General features: G+C 56.1%; 18 protein-coding genes. All 18 read right to left on the reverse strand.

Annotated features, from left to right (window positions below):
* Window positions 1-25 precede the first annotated feature (25 nt).
* The 18 genes from galF to wcaA all read right to left on the reverse strand — a co-directional run bounded on the left by galF (window position 26) and on the right by wcaA (window position 19,744).
* Window positions 26-922: a GalU regulator GalF gene (gene galF, locus AC2FAJ_RS06620; RefSeq protein WP_041909139.1), complete on the reverse strand. Its 897-nt coding sequence runs from the start codon at window positions 920-922 to the stop codon at window positions 26-28.
* 176 nt (window positions 923-1,098) lie between these two features.
* Window positions 1,099-2,490, reverse strand: a complete 1,392-nt coding sequence (gene wcaM / locus AC2FAJ_RS06625; RefSeq protein ID WP_041909137.1) for a colanic acid biosynthesis protein WcaM — start codon at window positions 2,488-2,490, stop codon at window positions 1,099-1,101.
* A gap of 12 nt (window positions 2,491-2,502) precedes the next feature.
* A complete protein-coding gene (gene wcaL, locus AC2FAJ_RS06630; RefSeq protein WP_485453945.1) occupies window positions 2,503-3,723 on the reverse strand; it encodes a colanic acid biosynthesis glycosyltransferase WcaL in 1,221 nt (406 codons plus the stop codon).
* Window positions 3,720-5,000 carry a colanic acid biosynthesis pyruvyl transferase WcaK gene (gene wcaK, locus AC2FAJ_RS06635; RefSeq protein ID WP_485453946.1) on the reverse strand — a complete coding sequence of 427 codons (1,281 nt, stop codon included), beginning with the start codon at window positions 4,998-5,000 and terminating at the stop codon, window positions 3,720-3,722. The genes wcaL and wcaK overlap by 4 nt, the downstream gene beginning before the upstream one ends.
* A 17-nt stretch (window positions 5,001-5,017) precedes the next feature.
* On the reverse strand, window positions 5,018-6,496 hold the full coding sequence (gene wzxC / locus AC2FAJ_RS06640; protein ID WP_041909130.1) for a colanic acid undecaprenyl disphosphate flippase WzxC: 1,479 nt from the start codon (window positions 6,494-6,496) through the stop codon (window positions 5,018-5,020).
* A gap of 1 nt (window position 6,497) precedes the next feature.
* Window positions 6,498-7,892 carry an undecaprenyl-phosphate glucose phosphotransferase gene (gene wcaJ, locus AC2FAJ_RS06645; RefSeq protein WP_041909129.1) on the reverse strand — a complete coding sequence of 465 codons (1,395 nt, stop codon included), beginning with the start codon at window positions 7,890-7,892 and terminating at the stop codon, window positions 6,498-6,500.
* 46 nt (window positions 7,893-7,938) lie between these two features.
* The gene (cpsG, locus tag AC2FAJ_RS06650; RefSeq protein ID WP_485453947.1) at window positions 7,939-9,309 is read right to left on the reverse strand and encodes a colanic acid biosynthesis phosphomannomutase CpsG; all 1,371 of its coding nucleotides are present in this window, start codon (window positions 9,307-9,309) and stop codon (window positions 7,939-7,941) included.
* A gap of 109 nt (window positions 9,310-9,418) precedes the next feature.
* Window positions 9,419-10,855 (reverse strand): mannose-1-phosphate guanyltransferase, encoded by a 1,437-nt coding sequence (cpsB, locus tag AC2FAJ_RS06655; RefSeq protein WP_028013792.1) that lies wholly within the window; start codon window positions 10,853-10,855, stop codon window positions 9,419-9,421.
* 3 nt (window positions 10,856-10,858) lie between these two features.
* The gene (wcaI, locus tag AC2FAJ_RS06660; RefSeq protein WP_045260413.1) at window positions 10,859-12,082 is read right to left on the reverse strand and encodes a colanic acid biosynthesis fucosyltransferase WcaI; all 1,224 of its coding nucleotides are present in this window, start codon (window positions 12,080-12,082) and stop codon (window positions 10,859-10,861) included.
* Window positions 12,079-12,558 carry a GDP-mannose mannosyl hydrolase gene (locus AC2FAJ_RS06665; RefSeq protein ID WP_072201675.1) on the reverse strand — a complete coding sequence of 160 codons (480 nt, stop codon included), beginning with the start codon at window positions 12,556-12,558 and terminating at the stop codon, window positions 12,079-12,081. Before AC2FAJ_RS06665 ends, wcaI begins: the two co-directional genes overlap by 4 nt.
* Before the next feature lie 2 nt (window positions 12,559-12,560).
* A complete protein-coding gene (gene fcl, locus AC2FAJ_RS06670) occupies window positions 12,561-13,526 on the reverse strand; it encodes a GDP-L-fucose synthase (protein ID WP_024908102.1) in 966 nt (321 codons plus the stop codon).
* Window positions 13,527-13,528: 2 nt separating this feature from the next.
* Complete coding sequence (gene gmd / locus AC2FAJ_RS06675; RefSeq protein ID WP_003863514.1) at window positions 13,529-14,650, reverse strand: GDP-mannose 4,6-dehydratase; 1,122 nt, start codon at window positions 14,648-14,650, stop codon at window positions 13,529-13,531.
* Between the two features lie 24 nt (window positions 14,651-14,674).
* Complete coding sequence (gene wcaF / locus AC2FAJ_RS06680; RefSeq protein ID WP_041909117.1) at window positions 14,675-15,223, reverse strand: colanic acid biosynthesis acetyltransferase WcaF; 549 nt, start codon at window positions 15,221-15,223, stop codon at window positions 14,675-14,677.
* 15 nt (window positions 15,224-15,238) lie between these two features.
* The gene (wcaE, locus tag AC2FAJ_RS06685) at window positions 15,239-15,985 is read right to left on the reverse strand and encodes a colanic acid biosynthesis glycosyltransferase WcaE (RefSeq protein WP_041909116.1); all 747 of its coding nucleotides are present in this window, start codon (window positions 15,983-15,985) and stop codon (window positions 15,239-15,241) included.
* Window positions 15,986-16,001: 16 nt separating this feature from the next.
* Window positions 16,002-17,222: a colanic acid polymerase WcaD gene (gene wcaD / locus AC2FAJ_RS06690; protein ID WP_028013797.1), complete on the reverse strand. Its 1,221-nt coding sequence runs from the start codon at window positions 17,220-17,222 to the stop codon at window positions 16,002-16,004.
* The gene (gene wcaC / locus AC2FAJ_RS06695) at window positions 17,197-18,414 is read right to left on the reverse strand and encodes a colanic acid biosynthesis glycosyltransferase WcaC (protein WP_041909114.1); all 1,218 of its coding nucleotides are present in this window, start codon (window positions 18,412-18,414) and stop codon (window positions 17,197-17,199) included. Before wcaC ends, wcaD begins: the two co-directional genes overlap by 26 nt.
* Window positions 18,411-18,902 (reverse strand): colanic acid biosynthesis acetyltransferase WcaB, encoded by a 492-nt coding sequence (wcaB, locus tag AC2FAJ_RS06700; protein WP_041909112.1) that lies wholly within the window; start codon window positions 18,900-18,902, stop codon window positions 18,411-18,413. Before wcaB ends, wcaC begins: the two co-directional genes overlap by 4 nt.
* Window positions 18,902-19,744, reverse strand: a complete 843-nt coding sequence (gene wcaA, locus AC2FAJ_RS06705) for a colanic acid biosynthesis glycosyltransferase WcaA (RefSeq protein ID WP_028013800.1) — start codon at window positions 19,742-19,744, stop codon at window positions 18,902-18,904. The genes wcaB and wcaA overlap by 1 nt, the downstream gene beginning before the upstream one ends.
* Window positions 19,745-19,836: the final 92 nt, after the last annotated feature.

Here is a 19,836-nt window from a genome sequence, read left to right on the forward strand (position 1 = left end):
GTTTGTTCTGGACGCGGAAGGAATATCAGTCGTTAGCCAACAGCTTCTCAATCCGGCTTCTGAACTTCGCCCCTTCCTTCAGGTTGCGCAGCCCATAGTTCACAAACGCCTGCATGTATCCCAGCTTCTTACCACAGTCGTAGCTGTCACCTGTCATCAGCATTGCGTCAACGGACTGTTTTTTCGCCAGTGCTGCAATTGCATCGGTCAACTGGATACGATCCCAGGCGCCTGGCTCAGTTTTTTCCAGCTCCGCCCAGATATCGGCATTCAGAACATAACGGCCAACCGCCATCAGATCCGAATCCAGCGTCTGCGGCTGATCGGGTTTTTCGATGAACTCAACGATGCGGCTCACCTGCCCTTCCGTCTCCAGCGCTTCTTTTGTCTGGATAACGGAGTACTCAGAAAGATCGCCCTTCATGCGTTTCGCCAGCACCTGGCTACGGCCGGTTTCATTGAAACGCGCCACCATTGCCGCCAGGTTGTAACGCAGCGGATCGGCTGAAGCGGTATCGATGATGATGTCCGGAAGAACAACGATGAATGGGTTATCACCCACTACCGGACGGGCACACAAAATCGAGTGACCCAGACCCAGCGGCTGTGCCTGACGCACGTTCATAATGGTTACGCCTGGCGGACAGATAGACTGCACTTCTGCCAGCAGCTGGCGTTTGACGCGCTGCTCAAGCAGCGCTTCGAGTTCGTAAGAGGTGTCGAAGTGGTTCTCAACCGCATTCTTGGACGAATGGGTAACCAGGACGATTTCTTTGATCCCCGCAGCAACAATCTCGTCGACGATGTATTGAATCATCGGTTTGTCGACGATCGGCAGCATCTCTTTAGGAATGGCTTTAGTGGCGGGCAGCATATGCATGCCCAGGCCTGCTACCGGAATGACTGCTTTCAAATTAATCATTATTTCTTCCACCTTAAAATGGTTGACGAATTATAGCTCTTAAACCTGTTTTCGCCAGCATGATTTGCCGTAATCCTCTGACAATGTTACGCCTTAGCCCCACGAATTTCTGTAGTTGTAATCTGAATAGATCACACTTCTGTGCCAGGAATAGTCTCAAAAAAGAAAGTTGTCGATTATCTGTGCGGAAGCGCAAAATTCAGCCTTTCCACATTCACTACCTGCTGATCCACCCGGTCAATATCCACCGAACTCTGCCCCTTCTCATTCACCGCTTTAATGTTCGCCAGCGACAGCAAGGTTTCGTCTTTGGCCATAAATTTACCCCGTACATCTTTACGCAGGTCGAAGTTGATCTTCAGCGCGGGGCCAATAGCTGCCTCCTGCATCACGTTGATATTACGTAAGAAAAGATGCTGCGGCTTATTGTGCAGCTCAAGCGTCGCCCGCTTCATCTCCACGTTGGTGATCGCTACAAAGGAGGTCGCATTACCGGATGAAATTTGAATTCCGCGCAGCTTATACGCAAGTTGGCGATTATCCAGGTGGATATTGTTGAGCTTGAAGTTCTGCGGGATGGACAAATAATCGCCTTTAATTACGCCATAGCCGATTAACATTCCGGCACTGTTGACCATGTCGACATTATCAATAATGAAATTATCACAGCCATAAATGGCGACCGTTGCGTTGTCTATACCCGCCTTTTTACTGAAATCGGGGGTAATATTTTTGGCCTTTATATTGCGGATAACAAAGTGTTTGCCGTTCTCAACGTGCACCAGCTGGCGACAGTTGCTGCCGGTGATATTTGCCACCACGAAGTTCTTCACGGTTTGCTTTTCCGGGTAGTCGTTATCGTAGGTGCTGCCGGCAAGGCCGATGCCGATGCCCCAGTTGATCTTGCCGTTGGTGCAGTTGATGTTATCGATCACATGATCGGAGATCAGGATATTGCGGTCATTGATGGCAACGTTCCACTCGATCGCATCGCCCTGCAGATGGCTGAATTTGCTGTTGGTGATCCGGGCGCCATCAACCTGATTGTGAAAGCCCTGACGCAGGATGGCGTAGTTAGCCTGGCTCACGCTGATGTTATCAATCACCAGATTGCGCATCACGCGAGGTTTCTTGCCGCCAATGTAAATCTGCGTCACCGGCCCAAATCCGCTCATTGCCAGCCCTTTGATCGCGCAGTCCGAGCCGCGAACATCGAGCGTGATGTTCTCCGTGCGCCCGCTGCCTTCACCGATCACTTTGCAGCCTTCCTGCAGCACAAAACGCCCACGTCCGTTGCCGGTCAACGCTCCGCGGATCAGCAGCGTTTTACCGTCGGGAATGAAAATGCCCGTATTGATGTTTTCGCAGGTAAGTCCGGCCGGGACAACGACGGTGTCACCGTCCTTAAACGCCTGCTTAAAAGCGGCGATCCAGTCGTTGTTATTGTACTGATTAATGGAGACCGTCTTTCCGCTTGCCGCCCGCGCCATGCGGGACGACAGCAGCGGCGAGGCCGCCAGAACAGACAGAGAAGAGACAAAGGTGCGTCGGGTAATCTTTTTCAGCATACAACCTCGGCGTTACAGCGTTTGCAGCAGGCTCGCTAACTGGCGATTGATTACCTGCTGGTTAAAATCGGTTTCAACTTTTTGTCGGGCATTCTGGAGCACAGGCTCCAGCGCCTGCTGGTCGATGTCGCTAAAGGCAGCCAATCGATCTGCAAGAGCCATCGCGTTATTCTCCGGCACCAGCCAGCCGGAATGATCAGATTTGATCAGCTCCGGGATCCCGCTGTGCAGCGTCGATACCACCGGGATCCCAACGGCCATCGCCTCCATCAGCGCCACCGGAATGCCTTCCATATCGCCATCGGCGCCCGTTACCGAAGGCAGCAGGAACACGTCAGCCTCATCGAGCATGGCTTTAACCTCATGGCTCGGCTTGAAGCCCGGCATCTCCACGACATCGTCCAGCTGATACTGTTCGATAAGCGTGCGCAGACGACGTTCCCACGGGCCAATGCCGAGAATGCGATAGTGGAACGCCACCCCGCGTGCCTTCAGCTGTCGGCAGGCTTCGATGGCCACGTGCAGACCTTTCTTCTCGGTCAGACGGGCTACGGAGATGATCTGCAGCGGTTTTCCCGGCACCTTAACCGGGCGGCGAGTGAAGCGCGTTAAATCCACGCCCATACGCGACACGGCAATTTTCTCTCCCGGGCAGCCCATGTTTTTCAGGCGTCCGGCCCACAGGTCGCTGATAGGCAGCATTATGTCGCCGCGCCTGAACAGCTGCTGATACTCCGGCGTGTAGTGGTTCAGCACCTCGCGGCTGGAAATATCGATACCGTGGAAGATGGTCGCAATTTTGCCGTCAATTACGCCAAGCTCACGCAGTTTCGCGGCGGTGACCCCCGCCGGGCCAAAGTGGGCGATAAACACGTCGGCACGATACGGCTGCGCCGTTTGCCCGCAGATGGCCGACAGAATTAAATTGCGAGATTCCGATCCATAGCGGGAAACGTTCAGCGCGCGCCACGTCGACGCGCGGTGGATCCCGCGTAACGTCTGGCTGGCCCGGTAGCGTAGTTTGCTCAGCTTCCCGGCCGGTTCGTCCTGCAGCCAGCGGGTCTTCGCCTCCAGCCCATAATGGGTATACGCCGCATGGGTATTTTTGATGTCGCCCTTTTGCAGGGCGACGATCTCCACGTCATATCCCATATCGATAAACGCGGTAATTTGGTTCAGTACAAAGGTCTCAGACGACAGCGGAAATTTCAGTAAGAAGAAACCAACCTTCATTTCCCCTCCCGCACGCGTTCAAGCACCGATTTCACCATGTCAATGCCCTTCTCGCGCTCGGCTTTCACCGCCACCGCCAGGCGTTCATTGATCGCGGGCAGTTGACCCAGGGTGTCCCCCACCATTGCACCGAGCGATCCGTCCAGCAGATGACGAATATCCACGGCCATCTCCGGCATGCCAAGCTGCTGCATAATCCCGGCGGACTTGTGCTCATAGTTAATGGCGATGGCCGGCGTGCCAAAGTTCATGGAGATAATCGCCGAGTGCAGACGGGTGCCCACGGTCAGGTCGCAGGCTGCGAGCAGTTTGCCCATCTCCAGGTCGTTCAGCTCGTCCATCACCACGTGGTAGCGGGACGGGTCGTTCACCAGATTGCGCAGGTTCAGCGCTACCATGCGGTCATCTTTATTGTAGCTGTCGATGCCGGTACAGGTTGAGAGCGCCAGCACCTGGTAACCGCTGTCCAGCACGCGATTCACCACGTCGGCGAACGCTTTCTCATAGGCTGCCTGGGTGGTGCCAAGACGCTTATCGAACGGGGCGAGTTCACGCAGGGTAATCGCGACGGTCTTCTGTTTCGCCGTCACGTCGAGCCAGTGCTGCACCGCGTAACTCGGCTGGAAGTTATCGTCCTGGTGATCCACCAGCCAGGCGGTATCCACGCCGTGTTCTACTTTAGAGGTGTCAATTTCGCTACGCTTCATCATGTCGAGGCTGACCGATTCGCGCAGGATCAGCGCGTCGCAGTGGCCAAACACATAATTTGCCTGTTGGTTAAACTGCGGATCCTGGAACGGCCCGACGCTGTGGCCGATCATAAACAGCGGCTTTTTCGCCATGAACGTGCACAGCGCATGCTCAAACTGCGGCACGCCGTAGAGATCGACGAAGAACGAGCCGCCGACCTGAATAATGGCGTCATAGCCGGAAAGCAGACGCACGAAGTCCGTAAATCCCTGCGCGATCGCGATGTTGCGCAGCCTGCCGGTGTCGGTGACGCGGGAAAGCAGCACCTGATGCTGGTAGCGACGGCGCAGCACTTTCTTCACGCGCCCCATCACGCCCGCGGCGTTGTTGTGCTGTTTCATCTGGCTGTAGAGCGGGTCGCCCATCACCGGGCGGTTCAGTAACCAGGATGAGCTGACCGGATAACGGCTCATCACGTCCACTTCAGTCTCAGGCTTAAGGGTGTTAATTGCATCCAGTAAACCGCGCAGGATGGCGCTGTCGCCACGGTTGCCGCAGGTATGGTTGCCAAGAATTAATAATTTCATAATGGCCTCTTAAAGAACTAGCCTGCGCGAAGCAGCGTTTTCATTTTTTCGTTACGGCAAAACTGGCGCTTCATCTCTACCACCAGCGCGTTGCGCGACAGCACAATCATCACGCCAAACGCCAGCGCGCCCGCGGCAACCTGCACCGCCAGCAGCGCGGCCAGCGGCAGATGCCCGCTGAGGATAATGCCCAGACCGTAGCTCACCGCCAGGGTCGGCAATGAGAGATAGAACGGCAGCCACAGGCTCAGGATGTACTGACGGTAGCTGGAGCCCAGCACCGGTTTGATCATGATGAAGTAGCTCAGAACGGTATTAACGATCTGCACCAGCAGGAAGCCCAGCGTGACGCCGATGGCGCCCGCCATATGCCCGCCGATGATAATCGCCGGAATAAACAGGAAAGTTTTGAACACGTTGAACTTAAAGCTGATATCCACGCGCGCCTTCGCCATCAGCAGAGAACCAATCGGATTGCCCACGGAGCGCAGCAGCCCCACCACGCACAGCAGCTGCAGGATCGGGATAATGCCGTTCCACTTCTCGCCAAACACCAGCGGCACGAAATTGCTGGAAACCACCATCAGCCCCAGCAGCACCGGGAAGTTGATAATCCCCACCACGGAAAGCAGCTTGTAGAAGTTGACGCGCAGCTTCTCGGTGTCGTCCTGAATCTTGGCGAACGCCGGGAACAGCACGCGGGTGATAATGGGGTTCAGCTTCATAGGAGGAACAACCGCAACGTTATAGGCCAGGTTGTAGCCCCCCGCCACGCTCGCGCCCAGGATGCGCGCCAGCACCAGCGTCGAGAGGTTGGTATTCACATAGTTAATAATGCTGTCCGCCGTCAGCCACGCGCCAAAGCGCAGGTTGGACGAGACGGACGCGAGAGAGAAATGCAGCCCCGGACGGTAAATCTTGCGGCCAAAGTAGCCGAACAGCAGCGTACGCACGGCAGAGTTAACCAGGTAACCGAGGATGGCGGTCATCGCCAGCGGCCAGAAATGGGCGCTCACCACGGTAAAGGTAAAGCCCGCCAGCACGGCGCTGGTCTCGATCATGCCGATCTTGTTGAACTCCAGCTCTTTTTGCATCAGCGCGCGGAACTGCTGCCCGTGCGGGATCACCACAAAGGCAAACGATAGCGTGCGCATCAGCGGGGCGAGATCCGGGTTGTGCAGTACGCTGGCGATGGTGTCGCTCAGCAGGAACACCAGCACAAAGACGAAAATGCCCAGCCCCACGTTCAGCCAGTAGAGCGTGGTCAGCTCAAGATGGCTGATCTCTTTGCGCTGGATAATGGAGTTGGCGATACCAAAGTCAGACAGCGTGTCGGCCAGCGCGATAATCACCAGCGAGACGGTCAGCAGGCCGAACTGGTGGTTATCGATAATGCGCGCCAGCACCGTCATCTGCACCAGGCCGAGGCCAATGATGACGATGGTCGCCATCGCTGACCACTTGGCGCCGCTGATGGTTTTTTCACGTAAGCTCATCTTAGTACGCCGCTTTGTTCACGAAACCTTTGAAGATGGTCAGAAAAACAATCTTGATATCGAACCAGAGGCTCCACTCGCGGATGTACTCCAGATCGAACTCGATGCGTTTTTCCATTTTTTCCAGCGTGTCGGTCTCGCCGCGCCAGCCGTTGATCTGCGCCCAGCCGGTGATGCCCGGCTTCACCTTATGGCGCAGCATGTAGCCTTCAATCAGCGAACGGTACTGCTCGTTATGCGCCACCGCGTGCGGACGCGGGCCAACAATCGACATGCCGCCGGTAAAGACGTTGATGAACTGCGGCAGCTCGTCAAGCGAAGTGCGGCGCAGGAAGTTCCCCACGCGGGTGACGCGCGGATCGTTCTGCGTCGCCTGGGTCACCACCTTGTCGTTCTCCATCACCTTCATGGAGCGGAATTTCCACACCATGATCGGTTTACCGTCCATGCCGTAGCGGGTCTGACGGAAGATAACCGGGCCGGGAGAGCTCAGCTTCACCGCCAGAGCGATGCAGCACAGCACCGGGGAAATGAGCAGTAAAATCAGGGAAGAGAGTACGATATCTTCCACGCGCTTGAGCACGCGGTTAATACCCGACAGCGGCGTGTCATACAGCGGTACCACCGGTACGCCATTCACCTCTTCAATGCGGGAGTGCAGAATGTTGAAGGTAAAGACGTCCGGAATCAGGATCACCGAGCAGGTGGTGTCCGCCAGCTCGCGCATCAGCTGCTTGATGCGGGTTTCGTCTTTCATCTGCATGGCGATATAGACGTTATGAATTTTTCCGGCCTTCGCGTCTTCAATCAGCTGCGCGTAATTGCCCGCCCAGTCCGCAGGCACGCCGCCCGGCTTCGCGTCGTGGTAAATCCCCACCACTTCAAACCCTAACCACGGCTCTTTGCGGAAGCTGTCGAGCAGCACTCTCCCGACCGGTAAATCACCCGCTACGGCGACGAAACGACGGTTATAGCCGCGGTTACGCAGCCAGCCCGCGCCAAAGCGGATCAGGGAGCGGCACACGACCATGCCGACGCTGGTTAACAGGTACCAGCAGAGATAGGTCACGAAGCGGTTGTCAAAATCATGGCTGAACGCCACCAGACCGGCGCTGAAGATCAGGCTCAGGGTCCAGTTCTGCAGCAGCAGCATCAGTTCGGTGGTCATTTTCACGCCGCGCCACGAGCGGTAGAAATCGGTCATCCCGCCGATCATCTGAAACACAACCAGCGCAATCAGGGCCATCAGAAGATGCATATATAAGAACGGCAGCCCGCTGATCCGACACACCGCCCACAATCCACCGACCATGATGGTGATATCAGAAAAACGCTGCACCATAGAGATTAACGATGCATTCGTTCTCGCTCGTTCGCGTTTTTTTAGATTCGTCATCGTTGTTCCTGTATTCGGTTCCCCCTCCCGCCGGGAGGGGCAATTGTTACTGATTCAACAGCGCCAGAATGTCCTTCGTTCGGGCTTCCATCAGCGCCGTATCAGCGCGGGATTCCACGTTCAGGCGCACCACCGGCTCGGTGTTGGACGAACGCAGGTTAAAGCGCCACTGCGGGAACGCCATGCTGATGCCGTCCGTACGGTCAATCTCCAGCGCGTGAATGGCAAAGTGCTGTTCAACGCGGGCAATCGCCTCGGCCGGCTGCGCCAGCTTGCTGTTGATCTCCCCGCTCGCCGGGAATGCCGCCATGCGGTCGCGCACCAGCTCGCCCAAGCTCTGTCCTTTCAGGCACAGCAGCTCGGTCACCAGCAGCCACGGGATCATCCCGCTGTCGCAGTAGGCAAAATCACGGAAATAGTGGTGCGCGCTCATCTCGCCGCCGTAGATGGCGTCTTCTTCGCGCATGCGCTCTTTAATAAACGCGTGACCGGTTTTGGACATCACCGGCTCGCCGCCCGCGGCCTTCACCACGTCGACGGTGTTCCAGGAAAGACGCGGATCGTGAATGATCTTCGCGCCCGGGTTTTTCTCCAGGAACGCTTCCGCCAGCAGGCCAACGATGTAGTAGCCTTCGATAAACTGCCCTTTCTCGTCGAACAGGAAGCAGCGGTCGAAGTCGCCGTCGAAGGCGATGCCCATATCGGCACCGTGCTCAATCACCGCGTTAAGGGTGTCGTCGCGGCACTCCGGCAGCAGCGGGTTAGGAATACCGTTCGGGAAGTTACCGTCCGGCGTGTTGTGTACCTTGACGAAGGTCACCGGCACGTTCAGCGCCTTAAAGCGGGCTTCCAGCGCATCGACAACCGGGCCTGCCGCGCCGTTACCGGAGTTGATGACCAGCTTCAGCGGCTTGAGGTTCGCCACGTTGATGTAGCCCAGCAGGTGGTCGATGTACTCTTTCTGCAGGTTAATCTGCTTGTAGCTGCCGCGCTTCGCGTCGTTCACCGGCGGGAAGTCGTTGGCTTCCGCAAGGCGCTGCACGTCGCGCAGACCGGTGTCGCCGCTAATCGGGCGCGCGCCCTTGCGCACCAGCTTCATGCCGTTGTAGTCCATCGGGTTGTGGCTGGCCGTCACTTCGATACCGCCGTCCACGCCAAGGTGGAAGGTGGCAAAATAGATCTCTTCGGTACCGGACAGGCCGATGTCCAGCACGTCCACGCCCGCGTCCTGCAGCCCTTTTGCCAGCGCCAGCTTCAGGGATTCACTGGTCAGACGCACGTCGCCGCCCAGCACGATGGTCTTAGGTTTTAAATATTCGCCGTACGCGCGACCGATGCGCCACGCGATGTCTTCATTCAGCTCTTCGCCCAGCTTGCCGCGAATATCGTAGGCTTTAAAACAGGTTAATTTTTCCATGATGACCCCTTTTTCAGGCAACAGTTGGCCCTGACCACTTAATGGCCAAATTTATTTTTGTCATTCGTAGGCCCGGCAGGCGCAGCGCCGCCGGGCATGATGCGGCGTGCTACACGCGCCCGTAGCGATCCTGGAAGCGCACAATATCGTCCTCTTCCAGATACGAGCCGGAGCGCACCTCAATTAAATCGAGAGGAATTTTTCCCGGGTTTTCCAGACAGTGCGTGGCGCCCAGCGGAATATAAATGGACTCGTTTTCACCCAGCAGCTTCACTTCGCCGTCAATGGTCACTTTGGCCGTACCCGCCACCACCACCCAGTGTTCAGCGCGGTGATGGTGCATCTGCACCGACAGCCCCTCGCCCGGCTTCACGGTGATGCGCTTCACCTGATAGCGGTCGCCCGCGTCGATGGAGTCATATTTGCCCCACGGACGGTACACTTCACGGTGAATGTGGTGTTCGTGACGGCCATCGGCCTTGATCTTCTCAACCACTTTTTTAACGTCCTGCACGGCGTTACGGTCGGCAATCAGCACCGCGTCTTTGGTCTGGACAACCACCAGATCCTTCACCCCGACGGTGGTGACGAGGCCAGACTCGGCGTAAACGTAGCTGTTTTCGGTTTTGTGGCTAATCACATCGCCGTGATGGACGTTACCCTCCGGGGTATGGGCGCTGATCTCCCACAGGGAGGACCAGGAGCCAACGTCGCTCCAGCCTGCATCCATCGGTACCACCACCGCGTCAGCCGTGCGTTCCATCACGGCGTAGTCGATAGACTCTTCCGGGCAGGCGAGGAACGCCTCTTCATCCACGCGGATAAAGTCGAGATCCGGGTCCACCACCGCCATCGCTTTTTCGCAGGCGTTCAGAATATCCGGGCGGTATTTGCGCAGCTCTTCGAGATAGCGTCCGGCGCGGAACAGGAACATCCCGCTGTTCCAGTAATATTCACCGCTGGCGACATAGGCCTGGGCGGTTTCGAGATTCGGTTTTTCGACAAACTGCGCCACGTCAAACGCCACGCTGTCGCCTTCACCCGGCGTTACGCTGCCGCGACGGATGTAGCCGTAGCCGGTTTCCGGCAGATCCGGCACGATGCCGAAGGTCACCAGCTTGCCGCTCTCGGCGTAAGGGATCGCGGCACGCACCGCGTCGCGGAATGCGTCTTCCTGCTGGATAACGTGATCTGCCGCCAGGACCAGCATCAGCGGGTCACAGTCAGGACTGCTGCGTTTTGCCGCCAGCGCCGCCAGGGCGATCGCGGGCGCGGTATTACGTCCGGCAGGCTCCAGGATGATGTTTTCCGTGAGCTTGTTCAGCTGGCGCAGCTGCTCGGCAACGATAAAGCGGTGCTGTTCGTTACAAATCACCACCGGGCTTTCACACTCCACGCCGTGCAGACGGTTTACCGTCGTCTGCAGCATGGTGAGATCCCCTTTCAGGCAGAGGAACTGTTTTGGATAGAGCACGCGGGACAGCGGCCACAACCGGCTACCAGAGCCACCAGCCATCACAACCGGATACAAAGTGGTTTGACTCATGATTTATCCCCGTATATCTGCAATAAATTGGCTCAGCACGTTCTCTTTCTCGAGCGTGCGTTCGGCATATTCACGTGCCACCGTGTTCACTTTTGGCATGGCGAGTGCCTGTTCAATGCCGGTGACCAGCGCCGGGACCGATTCCGGCTCCACGCACACGGCAATTCCCGGATAGCTGCCACACAGCTGGCCTAATTCTGTTTCGGCTTCCGCCGTAATCACCGCGTTACCGCCCACTGCCAGAATGTTGGTCAGCTTGGACGGCAGCACCGCATCCGCCGCGCCGCGTTTTTGCACGACCAGATGGCAATCCGCCATTTTCAGCAGCGCGGGCAGCGCGTCGTACGATTGCAGCGGGAAAAACTTCACGTTGGTCAGGCCGCGTTCACTGGCCATCTTCTCCAGCCGCGCTTTTCCCCCGCCCTGTCCGACAATCACAAACGTCCACGGCTGTTCGATCAGCAGCTGGGCCGCTTCAATAACGCTCTCCAGCCCCTGCTTTTCACCGATGTTGCCTGAGTAAAGAATGATTTTTTGGTCTTCAGGCAAACCGAGCCGGGCGCGCAGCGCCTGAGCCTCTTGCTCCGTCACGTCGCGAAAACGCGCCACTTCGGACCAGTTCGGGAAGAAGATCACCTTCTCCGCCGGGACGCCCTTCTCCTGCGCTTTGTTCATCATCGAGCGCGAGATCGTTGAGACGTAATCCACGTTATGCAGGCCGCTGCGCTCAAAGGCGCTGGCGAGCTTCGCCACCTTGCCGCCCTTGCCTTTCCCGGCCATACCCAGACCGAGCATGGCGTCCACTTCATAATCCTGAATGTGCAGCAGGGTGCGCGCGCCGGAGAGTTTTCCCAGCAGGCGCATGCCCGGCGTGCAGAACAGCGTCGGCACCACGCCGATAATGCGATCCGGCTTCCAGCGACGCTGCGCCATCAGCGGGAAGAAACTGCTGAGGGCAAAGCTGCCCAGATGAATTAAACGTTTCAGCGTCGAGGGCTGTTTCGGCACGTAGAGCGGGCAGCGCCAGACGGTCGCGGCCCCCTCTTCACGGCGATAGCGCCAGCTGGAATAGCGTTCGCCTACCTTCCACTCCGGGTAGTACGGCGGGGCAGTAATCACCCGCACGTCATGTCCCTGGCTCGCCATCCACTCCACCATCTCGCCGGTGTATTTCCCGATACCGGTTAATTCCGGCGAGTAGTTAATTCCGTAGACGAGGATTTTCATAGTCCTGGCACCTCGGCCTGACGTTCCGCGAGGAAGTACGCCCGACTGTTGTCATGGACGTTGTCGCTTGCCAGCAGCGCCTCTGGCGTTAGCCAGCGGTAATCGTCATGCTGAGAATCAGGCAGACGCAGGTCTGCCTCACTCACCTTCAGGCGGAACCCCAGCACGATGTAGTGCGTGGAGAACCCGGTGCCCGAAAAGTTATCGTCATAGAAGTGCTGCCAGACCCCGTAAAACTGGCTCGCTGCCATCGGCAGCTGCAGGCCCAGCTCCGCCAGAGTGAGACGCTCAAACGCATCAACCAGCGTCTCATCCTTCTGCACGCGCCCGCCGGGCACGAACCAGAAGCCCTGTGCAGGACGATTGGTTCGTTTCCCCAGCAAGAACTCGCCGCGTTCGTTCTCCACGATCAAATCAATCGAGATGAGCGGAGTGGAACGCACTACCGTGGCAAAATCTTCCTGACTTAAAAACATCATTACCCCCGGAAGCGGTGCTGGTTTTCCAGGAACCACTGGTAGGTGCTGGCCAGCCCCTGCTCCAGTGAAACCTCGTGATACCAGCCCAGCTGATGCAGACGGGTCACGTCCAGCAGCTTGCGCGGCGTGCCGTCCGGTTTGGTCGCGTCAAACACCACGCGGCCCTTGTAGCCCACCACCTGCGCGATGGTCTGCGCCAGCTCGCGGATGGTGCAGTCCACGCCGGTGCCCACGTTAATGTGCGACAGCATCGGCTCGGTGTTTTCCTGCCACACCTCGCGATCCAGCTCCATCACGTGAATGCTGGCTGCCGCCATGTCGTCCACGTGCAGGAACTCGCGCATTGGCGTCCCGCTGCCCCACACCACCACGTCCGGGGCGTTTTCGGCAGTCGCCTCGTGGAAGCGACGCAGCAGCGCCGGGATCACGTGCGAGTTGCTCGGGTGGAAGTTGTCGTGCGGTCCGTACAGGTTAGTCGGCATCACCGAGCGATAGTCGCGGTTGTACTGACGGTTGTAGGACTCGCACAGCTTGATCCCGGCAATTTTGGCAATTGCATACGGCTCGTTAGTGGCTTCAAGCGTGCCCTGCAACAGTTCGCTCTCGGCAATCGGCTGCTTCGCCATCTTCGGGTAGATACAGGATGAACCGAGGAACAGCAGCTTGTTCACGTTGTGCAGATGCGCCGCGTGAATGATGTTGCTCTCGATCATCATGTTCTCGTAGATGAAATCCGCCGGGTAGGTGTTATTAGCGACAATGCCGCCCACCTTCGCCGCCGCCAGATACACCTGGTCAATGCGTTCGTTGGCAAAGAAGTCCTGTACCGCACGGCTGTCGAGCAGGTTCAGCTCGTCACGGGTGCGGACAATCACCTCTACGTCACCGCGCTGTTCCAGCTGGCGGACAATCGCGGAACCCACCATTCCGCGATGACCGGCGACAAAAATACGTTGTTTTGTCATTCTCAGGACTCCAGCGCGATGGCAACCTCGTAGCCATGAGACTTGAGCAGGGAGTGTTTTTTCGCTGCTTCAAGATCTTTGGCCACCATCTCGGAAACCATCTCCTGCAGAGTGGTTTCTGGTTTCCAGCCCAGCTTCTCGTGCGCTTTGGTTGGGTCGCCCAGCAGGGTTTCCACTTCAGCAGGACGGAAGTAGCGCGGGTCAACCTGGACAATCACGTCGCCTGGCTTCACGCCCGGCGCGTCGTGGCCGGTCACGGATACAACGATACCCTTCTCTTCCACGCCGGTGCCTTCGAAGCGCAGCTTGATGCCCAGCTGCGCCGCAGCCATCTCAACGAACTGACGCACGGAGTACTGCACGCCGGTCGCGATAACGAAGTCTTCTGGCTGTTCCTGCTGCAGCATCATCCACTGCATTTTCACGTAGTCTTTGGCATGGCCCCAGTCACGCAGGGAGTCCATGTTGCCGAGGTGCAGGCAAGATTCCAGACCCTGAGCAATGTTGGCGATCGCGCGGGTGATTTTACGGGTCACGAAGGTTTCGCCGCGGCGCGGGGATTCGTGGTTGAACAGAATGCCGTTACAGGCGTACATACCGTAGGATTCACGGTAGTTCACGGTGATCCAGTAGGCGTACAGTTTCGCCACAGCGTACGGGGAACGCGGGTAGAACGGCGTGGTCTCTTTCTGTGGAATTTCCTGCACCAGGCCGTACAGCTCGGAGGTAGATGCCTGGTAGAAGCGGGTTTTCTTCTCAAGACCGAGGAAGCGAATCGCTTCCAGCAGACGCAGGGTACCCATGGCGTCAACGTCAGCGGTGTATTCCGGGGACTCGAAGGAGACCGCTACGTGGCTCATCGCCCCCAGGTTGTACACTTCATCCGGCTGTACTTCCTGCAGGATACGGGTCAGGTTGGAGGTATCGGTCAGGTCGCCGTAGTGCAGGTGGAATTTCGGGTTTGCCGCGTGAGGATCCTGATAGATGTGATCCACACGTTCGGTGTTGAAAGAAGACGCACGACGTTTAATACCGTGCACTTCATACCCTTTCTCCAGCAGCAGTTCTGCCAGGTAAGAACCATCCTGCCCGGTAACGCCGGTGATGAGAGCGACTTTAGACATGTTTATATTCCTCTACTTATGAATTTAATCAGTTTCAACGCGTTCGCGTATCACCACTGCGGGGTTGCCACGGCAAACTTTATTTGCCGGTAGCGATTTAAAAACGCTGCTGCGGGCACCGACTACCGTGCCATCGCCAACAGAAATACCTGGTGCAACAAAAACATCCGTTGCCAGCCAGCACTTTTCACCGATCACAATAGGCGAAGCGGTAATATCAAAATGCTGGCTCATAAAGTCGTGGCTGCCGGTGCACAAATAACACTTCTGTGAAACCACCGAATTTGCGCCAATCGTAATCTCGCCCAGGGTATATAACACCGCGTCATCCCCTACCCAGGCGTAATCCCCGAGGGTTAATTTCCAGGGGTAGGTAATCTTTACCGAAGGTCGAATAACTACGTTTTTTCCGATTTTTGCGCCAAACAGGCGCAATAAAAAGGCTCGCCAGCGGTACAGTATTTGCGGCGACCAGGCAAATAAGGTTGCCTGAACCGCCCACCATAGCTGTACCTTAATACCGTTCCCGCCCCGAAAACCTTTCGGCACGGAGAAACCTTTTAAATCCTGCATTGCTTTTCCTTATATTCAGGCTTTGTTATATAAGGTTTTCGTTTTACCTGTCGTACGCAGGCGTAATAAATAAGACAATTCCGCCCAGAATCCCGGCACGCGTAATATTTGACGCTGCACCTTTTTTGCATCCTGGCATAATTCCAGATTATTAGACGTTGACACGCCGCCCATCGAAAATTCAGACACCAGCCCTTTAATTCGACGGAACGGGTAACCTGATTTATACAGGCTGGCGGCCAGCGCATAATCGGATGACACCTTGTACTGCAAATCGTAAGGCTGTTTTTTCAGACCGTTTACCGGGAAGAAAATAGCCTGATGGCTGGCCGGCAGGCTGTGGTAGATATACCAGCCTGGCTTGGCGCTGCGGCAGACTTTATGCCCGTCGCCAAAATCGAGCAGCGCATCGCCAATATACATGGCATCCTCTTTCTGGCGCGCCAGCTGACGAGCAAACAGCGCCACGTCGTCGTGGAAAATATCGCCGGAGTTGAGGAAGATGGCATAACGGCCCTGGGCCATAGAAATGCCCTTGTTCATCGCATCGTAGATGCCTTTATCTTTCTCGCTGATGTAGCGTAAGTTGAACTCACCGTTGAGTTTTTCCAGAAACTCCGCCGTGCCATCGTTCGAGCCGCCGTCGACCACGATCCACTCAAAGGTGAGGCTTGGATCGCGCGCCAGGTTGCGCAGCGAGCGCCAGGTTTTTACCACCCCTTCGTAATTACGAAAAGCGACAGTAATGACGCTAAGAAACATAAATCACCTCATTTCGTCATACGTTCGTAATATTAAGCGCCTTACGCAAAATAAACGGACAGACAATCAAGAAAGCATATTCCGGGCTAAATATTGACCCGGTAAAAAACAGCGACACCGGCGTAAAAAGATAAAGCTGCACGCGGAAGTTCTGGTTATCACCAAACGCGTTGATCATCATTTTGAAAACTTTAAACAGATACCACAGCGTCAACAGTACGGCGAACCACGAAAAATAAATAATTAACAGATACAGACCATTGTCTATGGTTTTACCGACATCCGCACCGTTAAAGATTCCGAATGATGCAACATATTCGTAAAGTGAGCCGAATCTTACTACACCATCGATATGGGTTAAGGAATAACCCACCATCACCAGCGGACCAATGATGCGATAATAGGACGATGACCCTTCCGTTCCCAAATCACCCAGACGTTCTGAAATGTACGGAAACGCGAATATGACGCCCACTAAAAATACCGTCAGAGAGATTATCGCCAGCGGCAGTTTTTTCTTAATCGCATCTTTGTTCAGGTACTGGAACGCCCACTCCAGCAGGTAAAACAGGATAAATGTCATTACCCCTGAGAACGATCCAGACAGAACGATTCCTGCAAGAATCATAGCATCGGTCTTAGGCGTTTTGATACCAAACTGTTTGATGCTGAGCCAAATTGAGATTAACGCCAGAGCGAAAAACGCCGGTTCAAAATAGAGCGCCGTTGTACGCTTACCACCAAACTTAATGAAGTTCAGTACATAGCTGTTACTGTAAATGAGATATTTCGAAATTATCTCCATCAGGCTGCTGCCACCGGTCAAAATAATCTGCGCCATTTCCAGTGCGGCAAGCACAACAATTAACGCAACGGCAATATAAAAGAACCTGAGGATTTTCCGATAATTGTGCGGTGAAATAGTTTTGAAGCGAATACTCCAGACCATGCCAATAATAATAACGATATAAACAAACAGCATGGTTGAAGTGACGTATTTACTGGCATCCAGCGACTGGCCAAAGATGTAGTTAAACAGCGTCAGGCCCGTGCCCAGCCCCAGGGCAATCATCAGCTTCTTCAGGTTGATTTTATCGACATACAGCAGAAGCAGAACGGGCAAAAAAGTCACGATGGTTATCGGGAAGCTTTCGCCGAGCTGGGCAATTTTGACGTTGACCAGCAGGTAGATCAGCGGCAGCAGCAGATAACTACAGATTCTGATAGAACGAGACATACTCCTCCAGCATCTGTTGTCCACTGTAGGCCTTGCGGCTGCGGTTGCGGAACGATTCCAGGTCAGTGCCAAAAACGGCCTCGGCGATCTGCGCCTTCGGCAGTTGCACCAGAGGCAGGACCTCGTGCGCGGCGAAGGTTTTTCCGCCAGATTTTTCCAGCACTTCGCGCGCCGCATCGCTGTGGGTAGCAATCACCGGCACGCCGATGGAGAGCGCCTCGCAGAGGATCAAGGGGTAGTTATCCACGCGAGAGCTGAACACCAGCGCGTCCATACCATTCAGGGCGCTCATCAGCTTGCGCTTGTCGGTTTCAAACCCGTGATTCACCACGTTAGCGCCTTCGAACGGCGAGAATTTGCCAAAGGTATGCAGTTCAATTTTGTCGCCGAGCGCCATCATGTCGCGCACCAACTGCTGGTTAGTTTTGCCGTCGTAGCGCAGATCGTGCGCAACGATGGCAATTTTCGGTTTGCCCGCGGTTTCCGCCACCGGCGTCAGCTCGGCCAGGATGGCTTCCGTCGCCACGTCGATACCGTTGTTGATAATCTGACAGCGCCCTGCCCCATACAGGCTGTTGAAGGCGTCGGCCACGTGCTGGCTCGGGGAGATAAACGTGCAGCCTAGCGAAAGCATGTCGCGGAACAACTGACGCTTTCCGTCTACCAGCTGATGCGCGCGATCCACCTTCACCGGCGGATAGTTGCTCAACGTCGGGCATTTCTGGCAGCTATCTTTCCAGCCTTCGCAGCCGTCGGTAAACGCGCAGCGTCCGGTTACGCTCCAGTGATCGTGCAGCGTCCAGACGAAGCGGGTGTCGGGCTTGTGGGCCTGCACCTTCTGACAAAACGCCACCACCTCTTCCAGATTCAGCCAGTAGCTGTGCAGGACGTGAAAATGCAGCACAACCGGGCCGGTAGTGCGGGTCACGGTGCGATAAAGACTGTTCAGGTTGCCAAACAGATCGCGGTTAAACAGGCGGAACAGCGCAATGTTGGCAACAGAGGTCAGACGCGGCGTGTGCTTGTGCACCTGCGGGAAGTTATCATGGCTGACGCTTTTCTTGCCGCCTTTGCCGTAGCCGTAAATAAATCGGGACTGAAGTCCTTTTTGCAGGGCTCGCTGGTGCAGATCCAGCGCCACGCCTGCCGCTCCGCCTTCTGCGAGGCGTACGTTAAATTGCAGAATGTTCATTTAATCACCTTCACGCGGGCTTTCTCTCCCACCACCAGCGCGTTATCGGGGATGCTGTCCAGCACCACGCTGCCCGCCCCGATCGTCACGTTGTTACCAATCGTAATGTCGCCAATGATCACCACGTTCGCGCCCAGCTCGACGTTATTGCCGATCACCGGGCAGGCCAGGCTGTCCGGCCCGCGGTTGCCGATCGTCACCCCGTGGCGAATGGTGAAATCATCGCCCGCAACCACGAACTTGTTAATGACGACCGCATAGCCGTGGTGGATGGTAAAGCGGCGGCCAATGGTGGCAGCGGCCTGAATTTCATAGCCAAAAAAGCATTCGGTGATGATGCGGTACAGCACCAGAATCGGTGCCGCCCAGATATTGTTCAGTACGTTTTTCTTGCGCCACACCGAGCAAAAGTGCGCGATGCGGTACGCCAGAACCATGCAGCACGGGCGCAGGCTCCAGCTGTTTGCGCGGCAATCTTCCAGAAACATTATTTCCCCCGAAGCCCGTCAGCCAGACGCTTGCCGTTACGCACCGACAGCAGCGTCAGCAGCGTGCGCCAGTTCATGCGCTTATTGCGGATCTGATACAGGGTAAAGAGCTGATACTTGCGGCTGGCACGGTCAAACTTGTCCTTGTGCTTGCGGTAAAAATGGAAATAGCCTGAAAACTTCTTCGGTGAGGAGGTGATCTGCATCTCCCCGTGGTTGATGTGCAGGATCTGCGTGGCCTCTTCCACTTTCCACGGCTCGCCGTACTCCACCACCATCCGCAAGAAGATGTCGTAATCCTGCGCGGCCTTCAGCTCGGTATCGAACAGGCACTCCTTAAAGCGCCACGCCCAGGTAAAGACCTGATTACCGATAATGTTGCGCTTGTAGAACAGGCGACGAGAGTACGGTGATTTCGGATACAGCGGCAGGCTCGCGGGCTGCGAGTAAACCTCGCCCTGGCAGACATAGTCGTTGGCATACAGAAAAGCGTGCGTGACCAGCTGCTCTTTATGCGAAAGGAAGACGGACAGGCGGTTCGGCGTCCATTCGTCATCGTCGTCGATGCCGGTCAGATACTGCCCTTTGGCCTGCATAATCGCCTGATTACGCACCGCGCACGCCCCGGAGTTAATCGGGTTATGGGTGTACATCACGCGCGGATCGTTGAGTTCGGTGACAAATTTTTGCAGCTGTTCATACGAGGAAGAACAGTCATCCACGATGATCAGTTCCCAGTTATCGTAATCCTGACGCAAGACCGACTTAATAGCGCGGATCGCCAGCTGCTGACGGTTCCATGTCGGCATATAGATAGAAACTAAAGGGCGTTGTGTGGTCATCTTTTCCTCCTACCCCTCACCCCGGCCCTCTCTCCTGAGGGGAGAGGGTGAAAGGCGGCACCGGACAGTTCCCTCTCCCCTCAGGAGAGAGG

Source organism: Enterobacter cloacae complex sp. 385G4 (genome assembly GCF_057320665.1).